This is a genomic window from Bacillota bacterium, from assembly GCA_040757085.1.
Taxonomy (GTDB): Bacteria; Bacillota; Sulfobacillia; order JACIYH01; family JACIYH01; genus JACIYH01.
Window position 1 is genome coordinate 68412 of sequence record JBFLXJ010000006.1, and the last position, 16728, is coordinate 85139.

Here is a 16728-nt window from a genome sequence, read left to right on the forward strand (position 1 = left end):
CAATTTCGGGGACAACCACAGATGCCGTGCGGGTGCCCCTCAGGGGGTTAAAAGGGAACCAGGTGAAAATCCTGGACGGTCCCGCCACTGTGAACGGGTAGCCGGCCCCACCGCAGGCCACTGGGCAGTTCGCCTGGGAAGGCCGGGGATGGCGATGACCCGTGAGTCAGGAAACCTGCCTGCACGGAGGCGACCTGTACCTTCGGTCGAAAGGGGAGGTGCCTTATGTGTTTTGGCATGGCCTCAATCCGTCACCGGGTTGGGGCCTTTTCCATCCCCATAACAGCGCGCCCGGAACGAGAAAGGATGGTGCCAGCATGACGCCGGAGAAAATCGTCAAGCGGGACGGGCGGATCGTCGACTTTGACCGGGAGAGGATCGTGAACGCGATTTTCAAGGCGGCCCGGGCCGTGGGGGGACGCGACCGGACCCTGGCCGAACGACTGGCTGACCAGGTGGTGGAGATCGTCAGCAGTCGTTTTCCTGACCGCCTTCCCACCGTGGAAGACGTGCAGGACGTGGTGGAGAAGGTCCTCATCGAAAGCGGCCACGCCCGCACCGCCAAGGCCTACATACTTTATCGCAAGCAGCACCAGGAATTGCGGGATTTTCGTGCCCTGCTGGTAGATGCCGAGAAGATGGTGCAGGACTACCTGGATCAGCTGGACTGGCGCGTGAGTGAAAACAGCAACATGAATTACTCCCTCCAGGGGCTCAACAACCACATCATCTCCGCTGTTTCCGCCCGTTACTGGTTGGAGAAGATTTACCCTCCCCGGGTGCGGGAAGCCCACAAAAGTGGCGATTTTCACATCCACGACCTGGGTCTCCTCGCGCCCTACTGTTGCGGATGGGACCTGGCCGACATCCTGCGTCACGGTTTTGCCGGGGTGGGGCAGAAGGTGGAAAGTGCTCCTCCCAGGCACTTCCGCACCGCTCTGGGCCAGGTCGTCAATTTCTGTTACACGCTGCAGGGCGAGGCGGCGGGAGCCCAGGCCCTGGCCAACTTCGACACTTACCTGGCGCCCTTTATCCGGTACGACGGCCTCGGGTACCGGGAAGTCAAGCAGGCCCTGCAGGAGGCCATCTTCAACCTGAACGTGCCCACCCGGGTGGGGTTCCAGACCCCCTTCGTCAACCTGACCATGGACGTGAATGTGCCGTCCTACCTGGTGGAGCAGCCGGTCATAGCAGGAGGGCAGTTCCGGGAAGTCCCCTATGGGGAGTTCCAGCCGGAGATGGACATGCTGAACAGCGCATTTTGTGAGGTGATGCTGGAGGGGGACGCCCGCGGGCGCATATTCACCTTCCCCATTCCCACTTACAACATCACGCCTGACTTCGACTGGGATAGCCCGGTGGCAGACCGCATCCTGGCCATGGCCGCCCGCTACGGCATCCCCTACTTCGCTAACTTCGTCAACTCCGACCTGTGTCCCGAGGACGTGCGCAGCATGTGCTGCCGGCTCCGGCTCGATAACCGGGAGCTACGCCGCCGGGGCGGAGGTCTGTTCGGCGCCAATCCCCTCACCGGCTCCATAGGTGTGGTGACCATCAACCTGCCCCGCATCGGCTACCTGGCCAAAGCGCCCGAACAGTTCTTTGCTCGCCTGGGGGAACTGATGGAGCTGGCGCGAGACAGCTTGCTGATCAAGCGGCAGGTCCTGGAAAGGTTGACCGAGGGAGGGCTGTATCCATACTCCCGCCACTACCTGCGCCAGGTGAAGGAATGCCTGGGGCAATACTGGGCCAACCATTTCAACACCATCGGCCTGGTGGGAATGAACGAAGCTCTCCTGAATTTCCTGGGTCAGGGCATTGGGAGCCCGGCCGGACGCCAGTTTGCCCTGGAAGTCCTTGAGTTCATGCGGAAAGAGATGATCGCATTCCAGCAAGAGACCGGCCAGATGTTCAACCTGGAGGCTACGCCGGCGGAAGGAGCGTCCTTCCGGCTGGCCAGGATTGATCGCTCCCTGTATCCCGATATCATCACCGCCGGGGCCGGGGAACCGTATTACACCAACTCCACCCACCTTCCCGCCGGCTACACCGATGACGTCTTTGAGGCCTTAGCCCTGCAGGAAGAACTGCAGACCAGGTACACTGGCGGAACGGTCTTCCACGTTTTTCTGGGGGAATGCATCGATGACGTGAAGACCCTGAAGGCTTTCCTCCGGAAGGCGTTGAGCCGCTTCCGGATCCCCTACCTGACCATCACGCCCACCTTCAGCGTCTGTCCCCAGCATGGCTACCTGAAAGGAGAACAACCCACCTGCCCGCACTGCCAGAGCCCCGCCGAAGTGTGGAGCCGGGTGGTCGGATACTACCGGCCCGTGCAGAACTGGAACGGCGGCAAGCGGCAAGAGTACCGTGACAGAAGGGCCTTTATCGTGACCGAGTAACCGGGGACAATCCGGGGCATCAGGGACGAACCTCATGTATGCCAGGGGATTGCAAAAGCTCAGTCTGGTTGACTTCCCGGAAACCATGTGCGCCACCGTATTCCTGGCTGGCTGCAACTTCAGGTGTCCGTACTGCCACAACCCGGACCTGGTCTTGCGTTCGCCCGGGCTGCCCTGGATCTCGGAGGAGGAGCTTCTGCAATTCCTGGAGGAGCGTGAGGGGTTCATAGACGGGGTTTGCGTAACCGGTGGGGAACCCACACTGGAGCCCGATCTGCCCGCCTTTCTGGCCAGGGTGAAAGCCCGGGGGCTCAAGACGAAACTGGACACCAACGGCACCCGCCCGGACGTGCTCGCCCGGTTGCTGGAGCACGGCTTGCTGGACTATATCGCCATGGACGTCAAGGCCCCCCGGGACAAATACCGGAGGGTGACCCGCAGCCGGGTTGACCCGGGGGTCCTGGAAGCATCTATCCGCCTCGTTCAACAGAGCCAGGTACCCTACGAGTTCAGGACCACGGTGGTGCCTGGCCTGCTTTCTGCCGATGACGTGGAAGCAATTGCCAGATGGATAACGGGAGCCGGGAAGTACGTGCTCCAGCCTTACCTGCCGCCCAGGAGAACATTGGACGAAAAGTGGCGGAAGCGTCCGCCGTGCCCCCGCTCCTACCTGGAACGACTGGCCTGCCGGGTAGCGCACCTGGTGGTCCGGGTTGAAGTAAGGGGTGGCGACCGCAACTTACCGTAAAGCCATCTTCTCTTCGGGCTCCCCGTGAGGGGTTGCATCCGGCTTGCCTCGCCCAACGGCTCAACCCCGCCCGGGAAGGAGGAGCCGCAGCCGGCGTCGAACCACCTGGTAGCACGAATATCTATAATGTAGCACGGGATGGCGGACGCACCAGGTTGGCTCTGGAGGCGGCGCCGGACGGGACGGGGGTTGCCGAGCATGGAAAAAGAACGGATCCTCCGGCTGGTACGTGAGGGTCGGGTAGAGCACATCGGAGCCCGGATAGCCGTGGAGTTCGACAACCGGCAGCAGGTCCCTCTCGGCTTCCGCCATGCCGGCCGCCACTACGAGGTGGTGGAGCTCATCCGTACGGAGCAACCGTCGCCCTCACAGTATCATTACCTGGTGCGGACTACGCATGGTGTGTACAACCTGGTGCTGGTGCGGCAGGATGCTGTTCCGGGGATTTCCCCTTCTGCGTGGTGGCTCGATTTTCGGGTTAGCGACGTCCCGGTGGAGGCAGGCTCGGTGGGGCCGGGGCTGGCCCTGGTGAGGGGTGAGTTGCTGGGGGCGGTGGCATTTCACGGCCACCTGTGCCCGGAGCTGGCTCTGGGCTACCGCGCGGCCATGATCGCGCGGGCCAGATTGGGCTTCGGCCGTCACGAGCACGGCGCCCAGTCGGTGGTGATGTACACTTCTTCTTCGGCTGCGGACGCGATCCAGTACCTGACTGGTTGCACGGTGGGCAAGGGGAACCTGGTACTCCAAGACACCGGGGACCAGGTTTTCTGCTTCATCAACCGCAAGGGGCAACTTCTCCTGAAGGTGCTTCCCGGGGTTCTGGCTAAGACGCCCGACCTGAGTTCGCTGGAGGAAAGAATCGAGCGGGATGAAGCTTCTCCGCAGGAGCTGGTGTCCTACCAGACCGAGGTGGATCGCCTGGTCAGGCGCATTCTGGAGTCCCCCGACGACGCGCTTTTCGCCCAGGTCTTGATCGATGGTGGCCAGCCAGCGGCCGGATGAAAGATCAGGACACTGGCCCGAGGGCAAGCAGGATTTTCAGGTGGTAGGGAGAATACGTGTAGCACGATCGCGTAATTCGTGCCACCCGGCACGCACGGGGGTGTTGCGATGAACGGGCTTTCCTTTAGGACTTTTCATAGGCTAAGGTGCATCTTGTCCACCTTGATCCTGTTCGTGGTCTGCGTTTCGCTGGGGCTGGGGACGGGATGCTCGAGGACGGGATCGGCAAATGATGTCCTGGTCGTGGGCACCACCATGGGCATCAAGGACATCGGCCTCACTGACTATTACATGGGGATTCTGCGCAGCATCTTCACTCACAACGGCCTCGTGACGCTCGACGCCGAGGGGAACTATCGGGGTGACCTGGCCGAGTCATACGAGACCAGGGACGGGAAGACCTGGACCTTCAAGCTCAGAAAGGGTGTCCAGTGGCATGACGGGCGACCCTTCACCGCGTCTGATGTGAAGTTCAGCGTGGAGTACTTGCTGGAAAAGGTCCCGACTTACAAGAGTCACTGGGCGATGATAGATTCCGTACAGGCCCCCGATGACCACACTGTCGTCGTCACCCTCAAGAAGCCAAACGCTCGTTTCCTGGTGAACCTCGGTGTCCTGCGGACGCTGCCGAAACACATATTCGAGACAGTGCAGGACCCGAAGATTTTCACGGAGCCCACCGCTATGCTGGGTACCGGCCCGTACGTCTTCGATAGATTCGACAAGGCCGCCGGGCTTCTGGTCTTCAAAGCCAACCAGAAGTATTACGGTGGAAAGCCCAATATCGATGAGGTACATGTGCGTCTGTTCAAGAATCCGGATACGATGTACATGGCTTTGCAAAAGGGAGAAATAGATACGGTGTACTTCTATGCGGCCGGCACGGACCCCATCTACGTGCCGCGGCTATTGCAAGACGACAAAATCAAGTTCATCTTCCTGAAAAACCTGGGCGTGGCCAATGCCGTCTTCTTCAACCTGAAGAAGCCGCCCGTCGATGACCTCCGATTCAGGAAGGCTCTCGCTTACGCCATCGATTACGAGGAGCTGCAAAGGATCTTTACCGCCGGTTACGGCACGGTACCCAACGCGGGTTTTGTTCCCGAGGGCACGCCGGGCTACGCGGAAACTCCCGGGATGAAATACGACAAGACGCGGGCCGTCGCCATCCTCGACGAAATGGGCTGTAAAGACGTGAATGGAGACGGCTACCGGGAAACCGCCAAGGGTGAGCCGCTCGTGCTCGACCTGATGGTCCGTGGTGACCTGGCGGAGAGTGTTCGCCTGGGTGAACTGCTGCAGAAATACTTTGCAGGAGTGGGCGTCAAGACCTCGCTCAGGATGGTGGATCAGGCCGCCTTCATGAACGTGGCCGACATTGAGAAATCGCACGTAGCCTTCATTTCCCGCACGACCCCCTGGGGGATGATGATGTGGGGAGGTTACGGCACAGGCTATTTCGACGCGCGTAATATCGGCTGGTCCCAGGTCGAGGACCCTGCGTTCTACGCGCTCGTCGATGCGGCATTGACCGAACTCGATCCTTCCCGGCAAAAGGAGATCGCCAGGAACATACAGGAGTACTACGCCGAACATCTCCCCGCCATTCCGCTGTACTGGAACACGCTCATCCAGCCGTACAGCAAGAAGTTCGAGGGGTGGTATGTGGACCCGATTTACGGGATCCTCAACAAGACCACCTGGTCCAGCCTGAAGAAAGGGTCCCCGTGATGGAGTGGCACGACCCCCAGTTCTGGGCCAGAGAGTGGGCCCGGGCCCGTGCGCAGTCGTCCCTGTACTCCGGCTATGACCGCCCTGACCGCTGGCTGGAGTTCTGGAACCTGGTGGCTACCTCATACGCCCGTCGCAACGAACAGGTGGCCGGTCACCACCGGGAGCTGGTCACGTGGCTGGCCCGGGAAGGCGTGATTACCGGGGCAAGCGTCGTGCTCGACGTGGGGTGCGGGCCGGGCACGTATGCGCTACCTCTGGCCGAAAGGGTAAGGCAGGTGGTTGCCCTCGACCCGGCTCCCGAGATGCTGCGCGTGCTGGCAGAAGAGGCTGTGCGCAGGGGGCTCGGTGAGCGGATCCGTACCGTCTGCGGGCGCTGGGAGGATGTTGAGGCTTCGGTGGATTACGACCTGGTTTTCGTGGCCAATTCCCCGGCCGTGTGGGATTACACCACTCTGTGTAAGATGAATCAGGTCTCCCGGGGGTACTGTTGTCTCGTCACCGCGGCCAGGAAGACCAGGATGGGATTGCGGGACGAACTCTGGAAAAGGGTGACCGGGAGGGAGATGCGCGGAGGAGCGTTCGACCCCATATACCCCTTTAACATCCTGTACCACGAGGGGTATTACCCGGGCATCAAGTTCATACAGTACGCGCATCGCCACAAAGACCGGCCGGAGGCATTCCTCGAGCAATACAAATGCTATTTCAGCATCTTCGGATACGAGGGCCCGGAAGTAGAAAGAACGATCCGGGATTACCTGGCTTCGGTCTGCCGGGACGGATACTGTGAGGACCAACAGGAGGGCTATCTGGCAGTCATATGGTGGCGAGCCCGTCAGCAATAGGCGCCGGCGCGAAGAGGTGCCTTCCCGTTTCCCTCTCATTCGCGACGAGGAAAGGGCTTCGGTATGTGGCCGTCCTCCTTGCCATCGTCTCCCTCAATTTCGCCATCCCCCGGCTCATGCCCGGTGACCCGGTACTGAACCTTTTGGGGGAGGAGGCGGCCCACATAAGCCCGGAACTGATACAGGAGGCGAAGAAAGAACTCGGGCTGGAGGGTTCGGCCTGCGAGCAGTACGCCCGCTACCTGAGAAACATGCTCAGGGGGAACTGGGGCGTTTCCTTTCACTACATGCGGCCGGTATCGGAGGTAGTCCGGTTTCGACTGGCGTGGACGCTCGCGCTGCTTCTCCCCGCGATCGTGCTAGCGTGGTTGTGGGCGATCGTGTTGGGGGCACTGGCAGGCTGGAAACGCGGAAGCAGGTTCGATGCCTGGGCTACGTCATTCTCCCTCTTCCTGCACGCCATGCCGCAGTACTGGCTCGCCATGCTTGTTGTAACGGTGTTGAGCCTTCGCCTCGGCCTGTTCCCTCTGTGTGGGATTCCGGCCAAAGGAGAATCTTCGTCTCACTACTTCCTGGCACTGTTGCATCACGCCTTTCTGCCGGTAGCGGTCCTTTCCATTAGCAGGGGGTCTTATGACTTTCTCATCGTCCGCAACTCCGTGGTGTCGGTTCTGGGGGAAGATTACGTCCTCGTTGCCCTGGCCAAGGGGTTGTCGAAGCGTCTGGTGTTGTTCAAGCATGTGCTCCGGAATGCCCTTGCCCCCGTGGTCACGGTTACGGCCCTCCAGTTCGGGCACATGGTGTCAGGTGCGTTAATGACGGAAATAGTCTTCTCCTGGCCCGGTATGGGGACGCTGATCTACGAGGCTGTGCGTGCCAGGGATTATCCGGTTCTGCAGGCGACGTTTCTGGTGGTGGCGTTGTGCGTGCTCACTGCCAATTTCCTGGCGGACCTGGCCTATCCGCGGCTCGAGCCCCGGCTCAGATGCTGATAAGCTACGTTGGAGGCTGATTGAGCGGTGAAGAAGGTGCCCGGGCGCGCAAAGTTAGGCTTCGGCATCGTGCTCCTTATGGGAGCGATGGGGCTCCTCGGGCCTCTTGTTTCCCCGGGCGACCCGTACTTGCCCGGCGAACCGTTCCTGCCGCCCCATCGCGATCATCTCTTGGGTACGAACGACGTGGGGCAAGACATCTTCAGCGAGCTGGTTTACGGGGCCAGGGCGTCGCTGACCGTCGCGCTCAGTGCGTCCGCGGTTGCGGTGGGGGTCGGCGTGCTGGTGGGAATGGTTTCGGGTTACTACGGCGGGTTGGTTGAAGACTTCCTCATGGGACTGGCTGACGTTGCCCTGGTGGTTCCGGGCCTCCCCCTTTTGATCGTACTGGCCGTCTACCTCGGGCCGAGCCTTTGGAATATTGCCGTCATCATCGGTCTCCTCTGGTGGGGAGGCGTGGCCCGGGTGGTCAGGTCTCGGGTACTCTCCATCAAGTCGGCGGGGTTCGTGGAGTCATCCCTCGTGATGGGTGCGTCGCACCGGTGGGTCCTGGTCAGGCACGTGGCCCCGAATCTGGTTCCCATCTTGCTCGCGAAATTGGTGCTGGTGGCAGCGGGTGCCATGGTGGCGGAGGCGGGGCTCAGCTTCGTCGGCCTGGGGGATCCGACGGCCAAGAGCTGGGGGACCATGTTACACTTTGCTTTCTCGCGGGGCGGGTTGACCAACGGTTTGTGGTGGTGGTACCTCCCTCCCGGGCTTTGCATTTCCCTATCGGTTTTGGGGCTCAGCTACATCAGCTTCTTCCTTGAGGAAGAAAGTGACCGGCGCTTGAGGAGGGCTCTTGACCGTTGAGGGAACTGCTCGAAATTCTTGACCTTCATACATATTTTCACACCGGCGAGGGGCTGGTGAAGGCCAACTATGGGGTCAACCTGTCGGTCAAAGCAGGCGAGACTATGGGCATCATGGGGGAGACGGGCTGCGGGAAAACGGTCCTGGCCCTGTCGGTGTTACGTCTCCAGCAGCCCGGGAAGATAGAACGCGGCTGCATCCTCTTCGAGGGCAGAGATATCACGGCCTTGCGCGAGTCCGAAATGGAGCAACTCAGGGGGACCCAAATCGCCTTCGTTCCCCAGGACCCCGCCACCGGCCTCAATCCGGCGTTTACCATCGGGGAGCAGCTTCTCGAAATGATACGGGTGCGGGCAGGAAGGCGCGGTCTCCGTGACGAGATGCTGCGCATTTTGGGACGCGACGGCAATGGGTTCCCCGAGGTCATCGAGACGTTGCGCGCGGTGGGGATCCAGTCGCCCGGGGAAGCGGTGAAAAGATATCCCCATCAGCTGAGCGGGGGGATGAGGCAACGCGCGCTCATCGGTATGGCCCTGCTGGGAAGGCCAAAGCTTCTCATCGCCGATGAACCGACCACTGCCCTCGACCCGGCCACGCGGGTGCGGATCGTGGAGCTTTTGAAAGCGATTAAGGGCAGGACCACCATCATGCTCATCAGCCACGACCCCGACGTGGTCAGAGCCATCTGCGACCGGGTGGCAGTGATGTACGCCGGAAGAATCGTGGAAGTTTCCAGCGCCGGGAGGGTTCTGAAGGAACCTCTCCATCCATATACCAGGGGCCTTCTCTCTTCGGTACCCCGGGGGCGAAAGGAGAGGCTTCCTTGCATCAGGGGCGAGGGTCCGGATCTCATCCGGTTCCCCACCGGGTGTAGCTTCCACCCGAGGTGTGACGAGGCGAAGGCTGTCTGTCGCGAGGAGGAACCTCCCGAGGTAAGGTTGGGTGACGTCCGGGTAAGATGCCACCTGTACGCGAGCACATGAACGGTTCGTACATTCTGGAGGTCAGAGACCTGAAGAAGTATTTCGGGTTGAACCGTGGGCTGCCTGCCGTCTGCGGGCAGCGGGAAACGAACGTGGTGAAAGCGGTGGACGGGGTGTCATTTGGTGTTAAGGAAGGGGAGATCTTTGCTCTCGTCGGACGCAGCGGATGTGGTAAGACCACGCTGGCCAAGACCATGGTAGGGCTGTACGAGCCAACCGGGGGAGAGGTGCTTTACAGGGGGTGTATCGTCTCGGGTACGAAGAGCGGTGTTCGGAGCCTCAGGCGGGAAGTGCAGATGATCTTCCAGGATAGCGGGACCGCCCTCAATCCCCGCTTGAGCATCTACCAGTCCCTGGAAGAGCCCCTGCTGCTGCGCGGCGTGAAGGATAAGAAGGAAAGGGAGAAGAAGATCCGGCAAGTCCTCGAGCGCGTAAATCTGCCGGCACACCTGGGGTCCAGACGCCCGCATGAACTCTCGGGAGGACAAAGGCAGCGGGTTTGTCTCGCCCGCGCCTTGCTCCTGGACCCTCACGTACTGATCGCCGATGAGCCCATGTCAGGGCTGGACCTGAGCGTGAAGGCGCAAGTCTGGAACCTGCTCCTCGACCTGCAAGAGGAAATGAACCTGACCTATGTACTCATTTCTCATGACCTTTCCACGATAGCCCACCTGGCCGATCGGGTTGCGCTCATGCAGGCCGGCAAGATAGTGAAGATCATCGATGCTCAAGCGTTGCTGGGCCAGAGGACCACGTCCCATCTGGAAGTTTGAGTCCGCAACTCAACCTGAGGAGCGGGCTGAAAAGGAGGAACGGTTTAGCCGTGGGAGCGGACGAGAAGTTGACGGTTTTGCTGCTGGCCAACTACGGGGCAGAGGTGGCGGAGGCAGGCGGGGCCCTGGCCCGCAACGTGCAGCTGGGGGGAGTATCGCACGCTGCCGTCTTCCTGTGCCGGCCGATGTGGCGGCCTCAGGTGGCAAAGGCGGGCGAGGTGCTGGGGGCTGAGGTGCGGTTCCTCGACTTCGACTACGGCGAAATAGGCCTCACCCATGAGGCAAAGGTAAAGGTAATCCGGGCCATCCGCGAAACGAAGCCCGATATCGTAATCATGCAGGACCCCGAGAGCGTCCTCCACCACCTGGACCCCGACCGGCGAGTGACGGTGCTCCTCTGTCTGGAGGCCCTGGCTCTGGCGGGGCGGGACTTTGCTCTCGGCGAGATGCCAGGCCTGGAGCCGCACCCGGTTCCTACCATCTACTACATGTGGCCGGAGAGGCCCAACTGCGTGGTAGACATCGGTCCCGTCTGGCATCTCAAGGAGAAGGCCTTTGCTGAACTCGCCTTTCAGATGACGTACAGTGCCCAGTATCTGGCCCGGCGGTTATCGCCGGAGAGGCTGGAGGCAGTCATCCCCGGCTACGACCAGCTGGCGTCTGACTACGAGCGCGGGCTGGCGTTCCACATCCTCAGTGAGAAGTCAGCAGCGGTGCGGGCCAGCCTCGGTTCCCACGGCCACTTTGCCCTGGCCGAACCCTACCGCCGGGAAGGCCTTTTCCATCTCGAGCGGCTCGGACCGTGAGCTCGCTTCCGAGGGCTTGCCCCGCGGGTCCCCTGACCCTCACGGGATTGAGACGAAACCTTTCCGGGGTAGAGCCGGGGGTGAGCCGATTAGCCGGGGAACCCGGGATAACCGCTCACCACAAAGAGCACCTCCTCTGCCCACCTGGCATGGCGCCGCCGGAAGGCTCGTACGGAACCGTTGACCAGACCAAACGCGCATTTTACCCTGACACCCCGGTTCTCGGTCCAGTCCAGGAAATCGTACACGGTGAAGGGGTGTACATTGATCTCGTCCCACCGGTGGGGGTGTGCTGCCGCCACAGGCAGGCGACCGGTCAGGGCAAGGCCAGTGGCAACCTTCCAGTGGCCGAAGTTGGGGAAGCTCACAATGCCCGCCCTGCCTACCCGGAGCATCTCCTCCAGGACCCGCAAGGGCTTGTGTAAGACGTGCAGGGTCTGCTCCAGGATGACGAAGTCGAAGAATGCATCGGGGAACCCCGTTAGACCCTCGTCCAGGTCAGCGTGGAGCACCGGGACTCCCCTGGCCACACTCCGCATGAGGCAGTTGACGTCTTTCTCGATGCCCAGGCCGGTTACTCGTTTTTCGCCGATCAGCCTGGAGAGCAGTTCCCCGTCTCCGCAGCCCAGGTCTAACACGGATGAGCGTGGGGGGATCATGTCGTAGATGAGGCAGTGATCCCAGCGCGGTGCTTGCGGGAGGGCAAGAGCCCTAGACGGGCCAGGGGGTGAGCCCGCGGCCTTGCGTTTCACCGGACCAGGCCCCCTTCCAGGAAGCACGTGATGATCTCCTCCAGTTTTTCTACTTCCAGAAGGAAGGCATCGTGGCCGTAAGAGGACGGCAAGTCGATGTAAGTGACCGGTTTCCTGTTGCGGCACAGGGCCAGTGCCAGTTCCCTCATCTGGCGGGGCGGGTAAAGCCAGTCGGAGGAGAAGGAGACGAGGAGGAACCGGCTGTCCGGACGGGCGCATGCTTTATCCAGATCGCCGTTCCCCCATGAGGCAGCGTCGTAGTAGTCCATGGCTCGGGAAATGTATAGGTAGCTGTTAGCATCGAACCTTTGCACGAAGGCGCTGCCCTGGTACTCCAGGTACCCCTCCACCTCAAAGTCGTTGCTGAGCTGGAAACTGGGCCCGCTTCCGTTCCGGTAACGGCGTCCGAACTTGCGGTGCATCGATTCCTGCGACAGGTATGTTATGTGGCCGAGCATGCGCGCCACTGCCAGGCCCTGGTCGGGGGCGGGCCCGCCATAGTAGTTGCCGCCGCGGAAGCTGGGATCGCTCATGATGGCGCGACGGGCCACTGCGTTAAAGGCGAGACCCTGGTCGCTAAGGCGGGCCGAAGAGGCCAGGACGATAGCTGACTTCACCCTCCCGGGGTATGCCAGGGTCCACTCCAGGGCCTGCTGCCCACCCAGCGAACCCCCTGCCACTGCCAGCAGTTTCTCGATACCCAGGAAGCTCACCAGGCGCTCCTGGAGTCTTACCCAGTCGTGAACGGTGACCACGGGGAACCTGAGCCCGTATGGTGTGCCGGTGGCGGGATCGATCGACGACGGCCCGGTGGTCCCGTAGCAGCTTCCCAGCACGTTTGAGCAGATCACGCAGTACTTGCGCGTGTCGAAGGCTTTGCCGGGCCCCACCATGGAATCCCACCAGCCCGGGCGGTTCTTCCGCCAGGGGCGCCCATCCTCGTCGGCCGCCGCATCCCACCCCGCCGCGTGGGCGTCCCCCGATAGGGCATGCAGGATGAGAATGGCGTTGTCCCGCCTGTCGCTGAGCGTGCCGTACATCTCGTACTCCACGTCGACGGGGGCAAAGGTTTGACCGCAATCAAGGGGCAGGGGGTTCGACTCATCGGCCAGACGCACCCGTTGCGGGCGCGTCCACCCCACCGACCGGGGAGAATCGGGGGGGTCATACTCTTTCCCGGCTCTGGTGACCAATACGTTGAGGGGGTCTGTCATCCTGCACCTCCGTCGTCAGTTCTGGCTGGCCACCAGGGCCTGGTCCAGGTCGGCGATGATGTCTTCCGGGTCCTCCAGCCCCACAGAAAGGCGGACGAAGTCGTCGGTCACTCCGGTGGAGAGCCGCTCGGACGGGTCCAGTTGCTGGTGTGTGGTGGAGGCGGGGTGGATGATGAGGCTTTTGGCATCCCCGATGTTGGCCAGGTGGGAGAGGAGCTTCACCGAGTTGATGAGCTTGACGCCGGCCTCGTATCCCCCTCTGACCCCGAAACCGATGATGGCGCCCTGGCCATGCGGGAGGTACCGTTTGGCCCGCTCGTAGTCGGGATGGTTCGGCAAACCGGGGTAGTTCACCCAGCACACGGCAGGGTGCGCTTTCAGCCACGCAGCTACCCTGAGCGCGTTTTCGCAGTGTCGCTTCATGCGCAAGGGGAGGGTTTCCAGCCCCTGGAGAAAGAGGAACGAGTTAAAAGGGGAAAGGGCGGGACCGAGGTCGCGGAGGAGTTGCACCCTGGCCTTGATGATGTAGGCGAGACCGGGAGCCACCGCCCGTCCGTGGGACCCGAACGTCTCCCAGTAACTCAGACCGTGATATGAGGGGTCAGGATCTGTGATTTCGGGGAACTTTCCATTGGCCCAGTTGAACTTCCCCGACTCCACTATGGCCCCGCCGATGCAGGTGCCGTGACCGCCGATGAACTTGGTGAGGGAGTGTACCACCACGTCTGCCCCGTGTTCGAAGGGCCGGAAAAGGCAGGGTGTGGTTACGGTGTTGTCCACGACGAACGGTATGCCGCGGTCGTGTGCTACCTGAGCGATGGCCTGGAAATCATCCACGTTGTTCTTGGGGTTGCCGATAGCTTCCGTGTACAGGAGGCGCGTATTGTCGTCGATGGCTGCCGCGAAGTTGGCGGGGTCGGAGGAGTCGACGAATCTTACTTCGATGCCCATGCGGGGCAGTGTGTGGCGAAAGAGGTTGTAGGTGCCTCCGTACAGGTAGTTGGTGGAGACGATGTTCTGGCCAGCCCTGGCGATGTTCAGGACGGCCAGGGTGATGGCCGCCTGGCCGGATGCCACTGCCAGCGCGCCGGATCCTCCTTCCATTTCGGCCAGGCGCTTCTCCAGCACCTCGGTGGTGGGATTCATGATGCGGGTGTAAATGTTCCCGAATTCCCGCAGGGCGAACAGGTTGGCGGCGTGCTCGACCGACCGGAACACGTAGGACGTGGTCTGGTAGATGGGTACCGCCCTGGCCCCGGTGGTCGGGTCGGGCACCTGTCCCCCGTGCAGGGCTACCGTTTCGATGGACTTTCCCCTTTCCGTTTTCATCTTGCGGGTTCCTCCCTCCTTGATCCCCGTCCTGCGGGCAGATCGGAGCTCATGCTCCTGGTAACGTCAGCTCATGGTCCTGGTAACGCGCCCCTGGGGTAAGGGTTCGTGACCGGAGGGCGCGGCCGCTGTAACGAGCAAACCCTCTCCGGGTGAGAAGAGGGTTTGCTTGGTGTCGACCCCTTCTTATCTCCCCGACCACTCTTTGCCGGCGGGAGTTGGCACCTTTCAGCCCGAGCGGGCTGAAGGTTGCCGAAGGTTCATCGGGCCCGTCCCTCCCCTTCTCTGGATAAGAAGTCCCGGTCACTTATGCGGTTGTCGATCGGCGGATGTGCAACCGAACGGCCATAGTGGTGTTACCCGATCGGTTTGCTCAACTATATAATGTGGCTGGAGGGTTTGTCAACAATACGTCCCGGCGCTGTAGCACCTGGGCCCCCCGGTGCGCCGGGTGAGACTTGCCCCGGGAGAAGGGGGAGTTGAGATTGATGGGTGACCCATGTACGCCATCGTTGCGGACCGAATCCGACCGTGCCCGGGCGGACAGCGGGGCGTCCGGCCTCTCGGGGTTCTCAGCCGGTGAGCCCCTGCTCACGCCCGAGCAGATGGAGCGTTACTCCCGGCATACGCGCCTGGTTGAGGTGGGAGTGGAAGGGCAGAAACGGCTCCTGGAATCCAGAGTGCTGATTGTGGGCGCGGGGGGGCTGGGTTCGCCTGCTGCCCTCTACCTGGCCGCCGCGGGCGTGGGGACCATAGGTATAGTGGATGGTGACGTGGTGGATCGTTCCAATATACAGCGCCAGGTGATCCACGACGATGCCAGCGTGGGAATACCCAAGACGGAGTCGGCGAAGCGCCGGATCGAGGCTCTGAACCCCGACGTTAAGGTGATCCCCTACCAGACGGTGCTCAACTCGCAGAACGCTTTGGAAATCCTCAGGGGCTACGACGTGGTGGTGAACGGGTGTGATAACTTTCCCACCCGTTACTTATTGAGCGATGCCTGCGTGCTCCTTCGCAAGCCCCTGGTGGATGCTGCCATCTTGCGGTTCGAGGGACAGGCCACCGTTTACGAGCCGGGCAAGGGCTGCTATCGTTGCCTGTTCCCCACGCCACCGCCTCCCGGCAGCGTGCCCAACTGCGCGCAGGTAGGGATCATCGGTGCCCTGGCAGGCCAGATGGGAACGTTGCAGGCCATGGAGGCCATCAAGTTGATCCTCGGGGTGGGCAAGACCCTGGCGAACAGGTTGTACATTTACGACGCTCTGGAAGGCAGCCACCATGTTGTCCAGTGGGAGCGCAGGCCGGAGTGCCCCGCCTGCGGCGACGACCCTACCATCAGGGAGCTTATCGACTACGAGCAGTTCTGCGGCGTACCGGCACCCCGGGCTGTCTCCGCCCCGTCTGCACCGCGCGCAGCGGATGCCGTGGCCACCGGGGAGGCGGCAGACCTGACCCCCCTGCAGGCGCTCGAGCTTCTCCGGCAAGGTGCCCAGCTCATCGATGTGCGGGAGCCCCATGAGTACGAGCGCGAGCACATCCAGGGGGCGCGGCTGATTCCCCTGGGCGAACTGCCGTGGAGGTCTGAAGAAATCGACGCAGAGACACCCCTGATCGTTGTCTGTCAGATCGGGGAGCGCAGCGGCACGGCGGTACGTGCCCTTCGAGACGCGGGCTTCGAGCGGGTGTACAATCTGGCGGGCGGCATGGTTGCCTGGGCCAACTACCGTCTTCCCGTGGTGCGGGAAAAGCCTCTGCACCTCGGTCACGCGTGAGCGACCTGCTGGCACCATCATAGCCATCGTCATCCTGAATGCCTGGTTGGGGTTCATCCGGGAATACCGCGCGGAGCGGTCGCTGGAGGCCTTCCCGCGTCGCTGCCCGCTTCGTGCCTGGGGTGTGCTGCCTCCTACGGGGTTAGGCTCCCAGCCTCCGGGCCTGTTGGCGTGTCGGGGTGGCCCGGCAGCCCCCTTCGGTGCCGCGACTCGTGACCGGGGCCTGTTCGTGGAGCTGGGCGGGCTGGGGCCTGGCTATGGGGTTGCTTCCACGGTTTTCCTGGACACTTTCGCCGTGCTCACTCGTAGGGATGGAGGGGAAGGGAGGTGCGGCGGGTGTCGCAGAAGTTGTCCAGCCGGGAAGCCCGGTGGGAGCGGCCGTCCCGCCGCGCTTGGAACCCCCGTGTGGTGGTCCGGGTGATAGACGACGGTGGGTCCGCCCTCCGGGACGTGCGGCGCTTCCTGATTGAGCGTTATTTGGACGCGTGTGGTGGCGTAAAAGTCGGCGAGGGCCGCTAGCC

15 protein-coding genes and 2 riboswitches are annotated in these 16728 nt (G+C 62.1%); of the genes, 12 read left to right on the forward strand and 3 right to left on the reverse strand.

Annotated features, from left to right (window positions below; translation table 11 throughout):
* The first annotated feature begins 13 nt into the window (after nt 1–13).
* Nucleotides 14–198: riboswitch (cobalamin riboswitch) on the forward strand.
* 119 nt (nt 199–317) lie between these two features.
* From AB1446_02350 to AB1446_02395, 10 genes are all read left to right on the forward strand, one after another.
* Nucleotides 318–2402, forward strand: a complete 2085-nt coding sequence (locus AB1446_02350) for a ribonucleoside triphosphate reductase (protein MEW6545747.1) — start codon at nt 318–320, stop codon at nt 2400–2402.
* Nucleotides 2403–2436: 34 nt separating this feature from the next.
* Nucleotides 2437–3150 carry an anaerobic ribonucleoside-triphosphate reductase activating protein gene (locus AB1446_02355; protein ID MEW6545748.1) on the forward strand — a complete coding sequence of 238 codons (714 nt, stop codon included), beginning with the start codon at nt 2437–2439 and terminating at the stop codon, nt 3148–3150.
* A gap of 198 nt (nt 3151–3348) precedes the next feature.
* Nucleotides 3349–4152: a formylmethanofuran dehydrogenase subunit E family protein gene (locus AB1446_02360; GenBank protein ID MEW6545749.1), complete on the forward strand. Its 804-nt coding sequence runs from the start codon at nt 3349–3351 to the stop codon at nt 4150–4152.
* Between the two features lie 108 nt (nt 4153–4260).
* Nucleotides 4261–5883 (forward strand): ABC transporter substrate-binding protein, encoded by a 1623-nt coding sequence (locus AB1446_02365; GenBank protein MEW6545750.1) that lies wholly within the window; start codon nt 4261–4263, stop codon nt 5881–5883.
* Entirely contained in the window at nt 5883–6731 is an 849-nt protein-coding gene (locus AB1446_02370; GenBank protein ID MEW6545751.1) for a methyltransferase domain-containing protein, read from the forward strand. The genes AB1446_02365 and AB1446_02370 overlap by 1 nt, the downstream gene beginning before the upstream one ends.
* Nucleotides 6707–7723: an ABC transporter permease gene (locus AB1446_02375; GenBank protein ID MEW6545752.1), complete on the forward strand. Its 1017-nt coding sequence runs from the start codon at nt 6707–6709 to the stop codon at nt 7721–7723. Before AB1446_02370 ends, AB1446_02375 begins: the two co-directional genes overlap by 25 nt.
* Nucleotides 7724–7750: 27 nt before the next feature.
* Nucleotides 7751–8575, forward strand: a complete 825-nt coding sequence (locus AB1446_02380) for an ABC transporter permease (protein MEW6545753.1) — start codon at nt 7751–7753, stop codon at nt 8573–8575.
* Nucleotides 8572–9558, forward strand: coding sequence for an ABC transporter ATP-binding protein (locus AB1446_02385; protein MEW6545754.1), 987 nt, complete (start codon nt 8572–8574; stop codon nt 9556–9558). Before AB1446_02380 ends, AB1446_02385 begins: the two co-directional genes overlap by 4 nt.
* A complete protein-coding gene (locus tag AB1446_02390; GenBank protein MEW6545755.1) occupies nt 9534–10331 on the forward strand; it encodes a dipeptide/oligopeptide/nickel ABC transporter ATP-binding protein in 798 nt (265 codons plus the stop codon). Before AB1446_02385 ends, AB1446_02390 begins: the two co-directional genes overlap by 25 nt.
* Before the next feature lie 50 nt (nt 10332–10381).
* Nucleotides 10382–11137, forward strand: a complete 756-nt coding sequence (locus AB1446_02395; protein MEW6545756.1) for a GlcNAc-PI de-N-acetylase — start codon at nt 10382–10384, stop codon at nt 11135–11137.
* An 89-nt stretch (nt 11138–11226) separates the two neighbouring features.
* Here AB1446_02395 and AB1446_02400 read toward each other — a convergent pair whose 3' ends face one another.
* From AB1446_02400 to AB1446_02410, 3 genes are read right to left on the reverse strand one after another with little or no spacing between them, the layout of a single operon-like run.
* A complete protein-coding gene (locus tag AB1446_02400) occupies nt 11227–11889 on the reverse strand; it encodes a methionine biosynthesis protein MetW (protein MEW6545757.1) in 663 nt (220 codons plus the stop codon).
* Nucleotides 11886–13103, reverse strand: coding sequence for a homoserine O-acetyltransferase (locus AB1446_02405; GenBank protein MEW6545758.1), 1218 nt, complete (start codon nt 13101–13103; stop codon nt 11886–11888). Before AB1446_02405 ends, AB1446_02400 begins: the two co-directional genes overlap by 4 nt.
* Before the next feature lie 15 nt (nt 13104–13118).
* On the reverse strand, nt 13119–14432 hold the full coding sequence (locus tag AB1446_02410) for an O-acetylhomoserine aminocarboxypropyltransferase/cysteine synthase family protein (protein MEW6545759.1): 1314 nt from the start codon (nt 14430–14432) through the stop codon (nt 13119–13121).
* Nucleotides 14433–14615: 183 nt separating this feature from the next.
* Nucleotides 14616–14728: riboswitch (SAM riboswitch) on the reverse strand.
* Between the two features lie 192 nt (nt 14729–14920).
* Here AB1446_02410 and moeB point away from each other — a divergent pair.
* Nucleotides 14921–16207, forward strand: coding sequence for a molybdopterin-synthase adenylyltransferase MoeB (moeB, locus tag AB1446_02415; GenBank protein ID MEW6545760.1), 1287 nt, complete (start codon nt 14921–14923; stop codon nt 16205–16207).
* Between the two features lie 336 nt (nt 16208–16543).
* Entirely contained in the window at nt 16544–16726 is a 183-nt protein-coding gene (locus AB1446_02420) for a hypothetical protein (protein MEW6545761.1), read from the forward strand.
* Nucleotides 16727–16728: the final 2 nt, after the last annotated feature.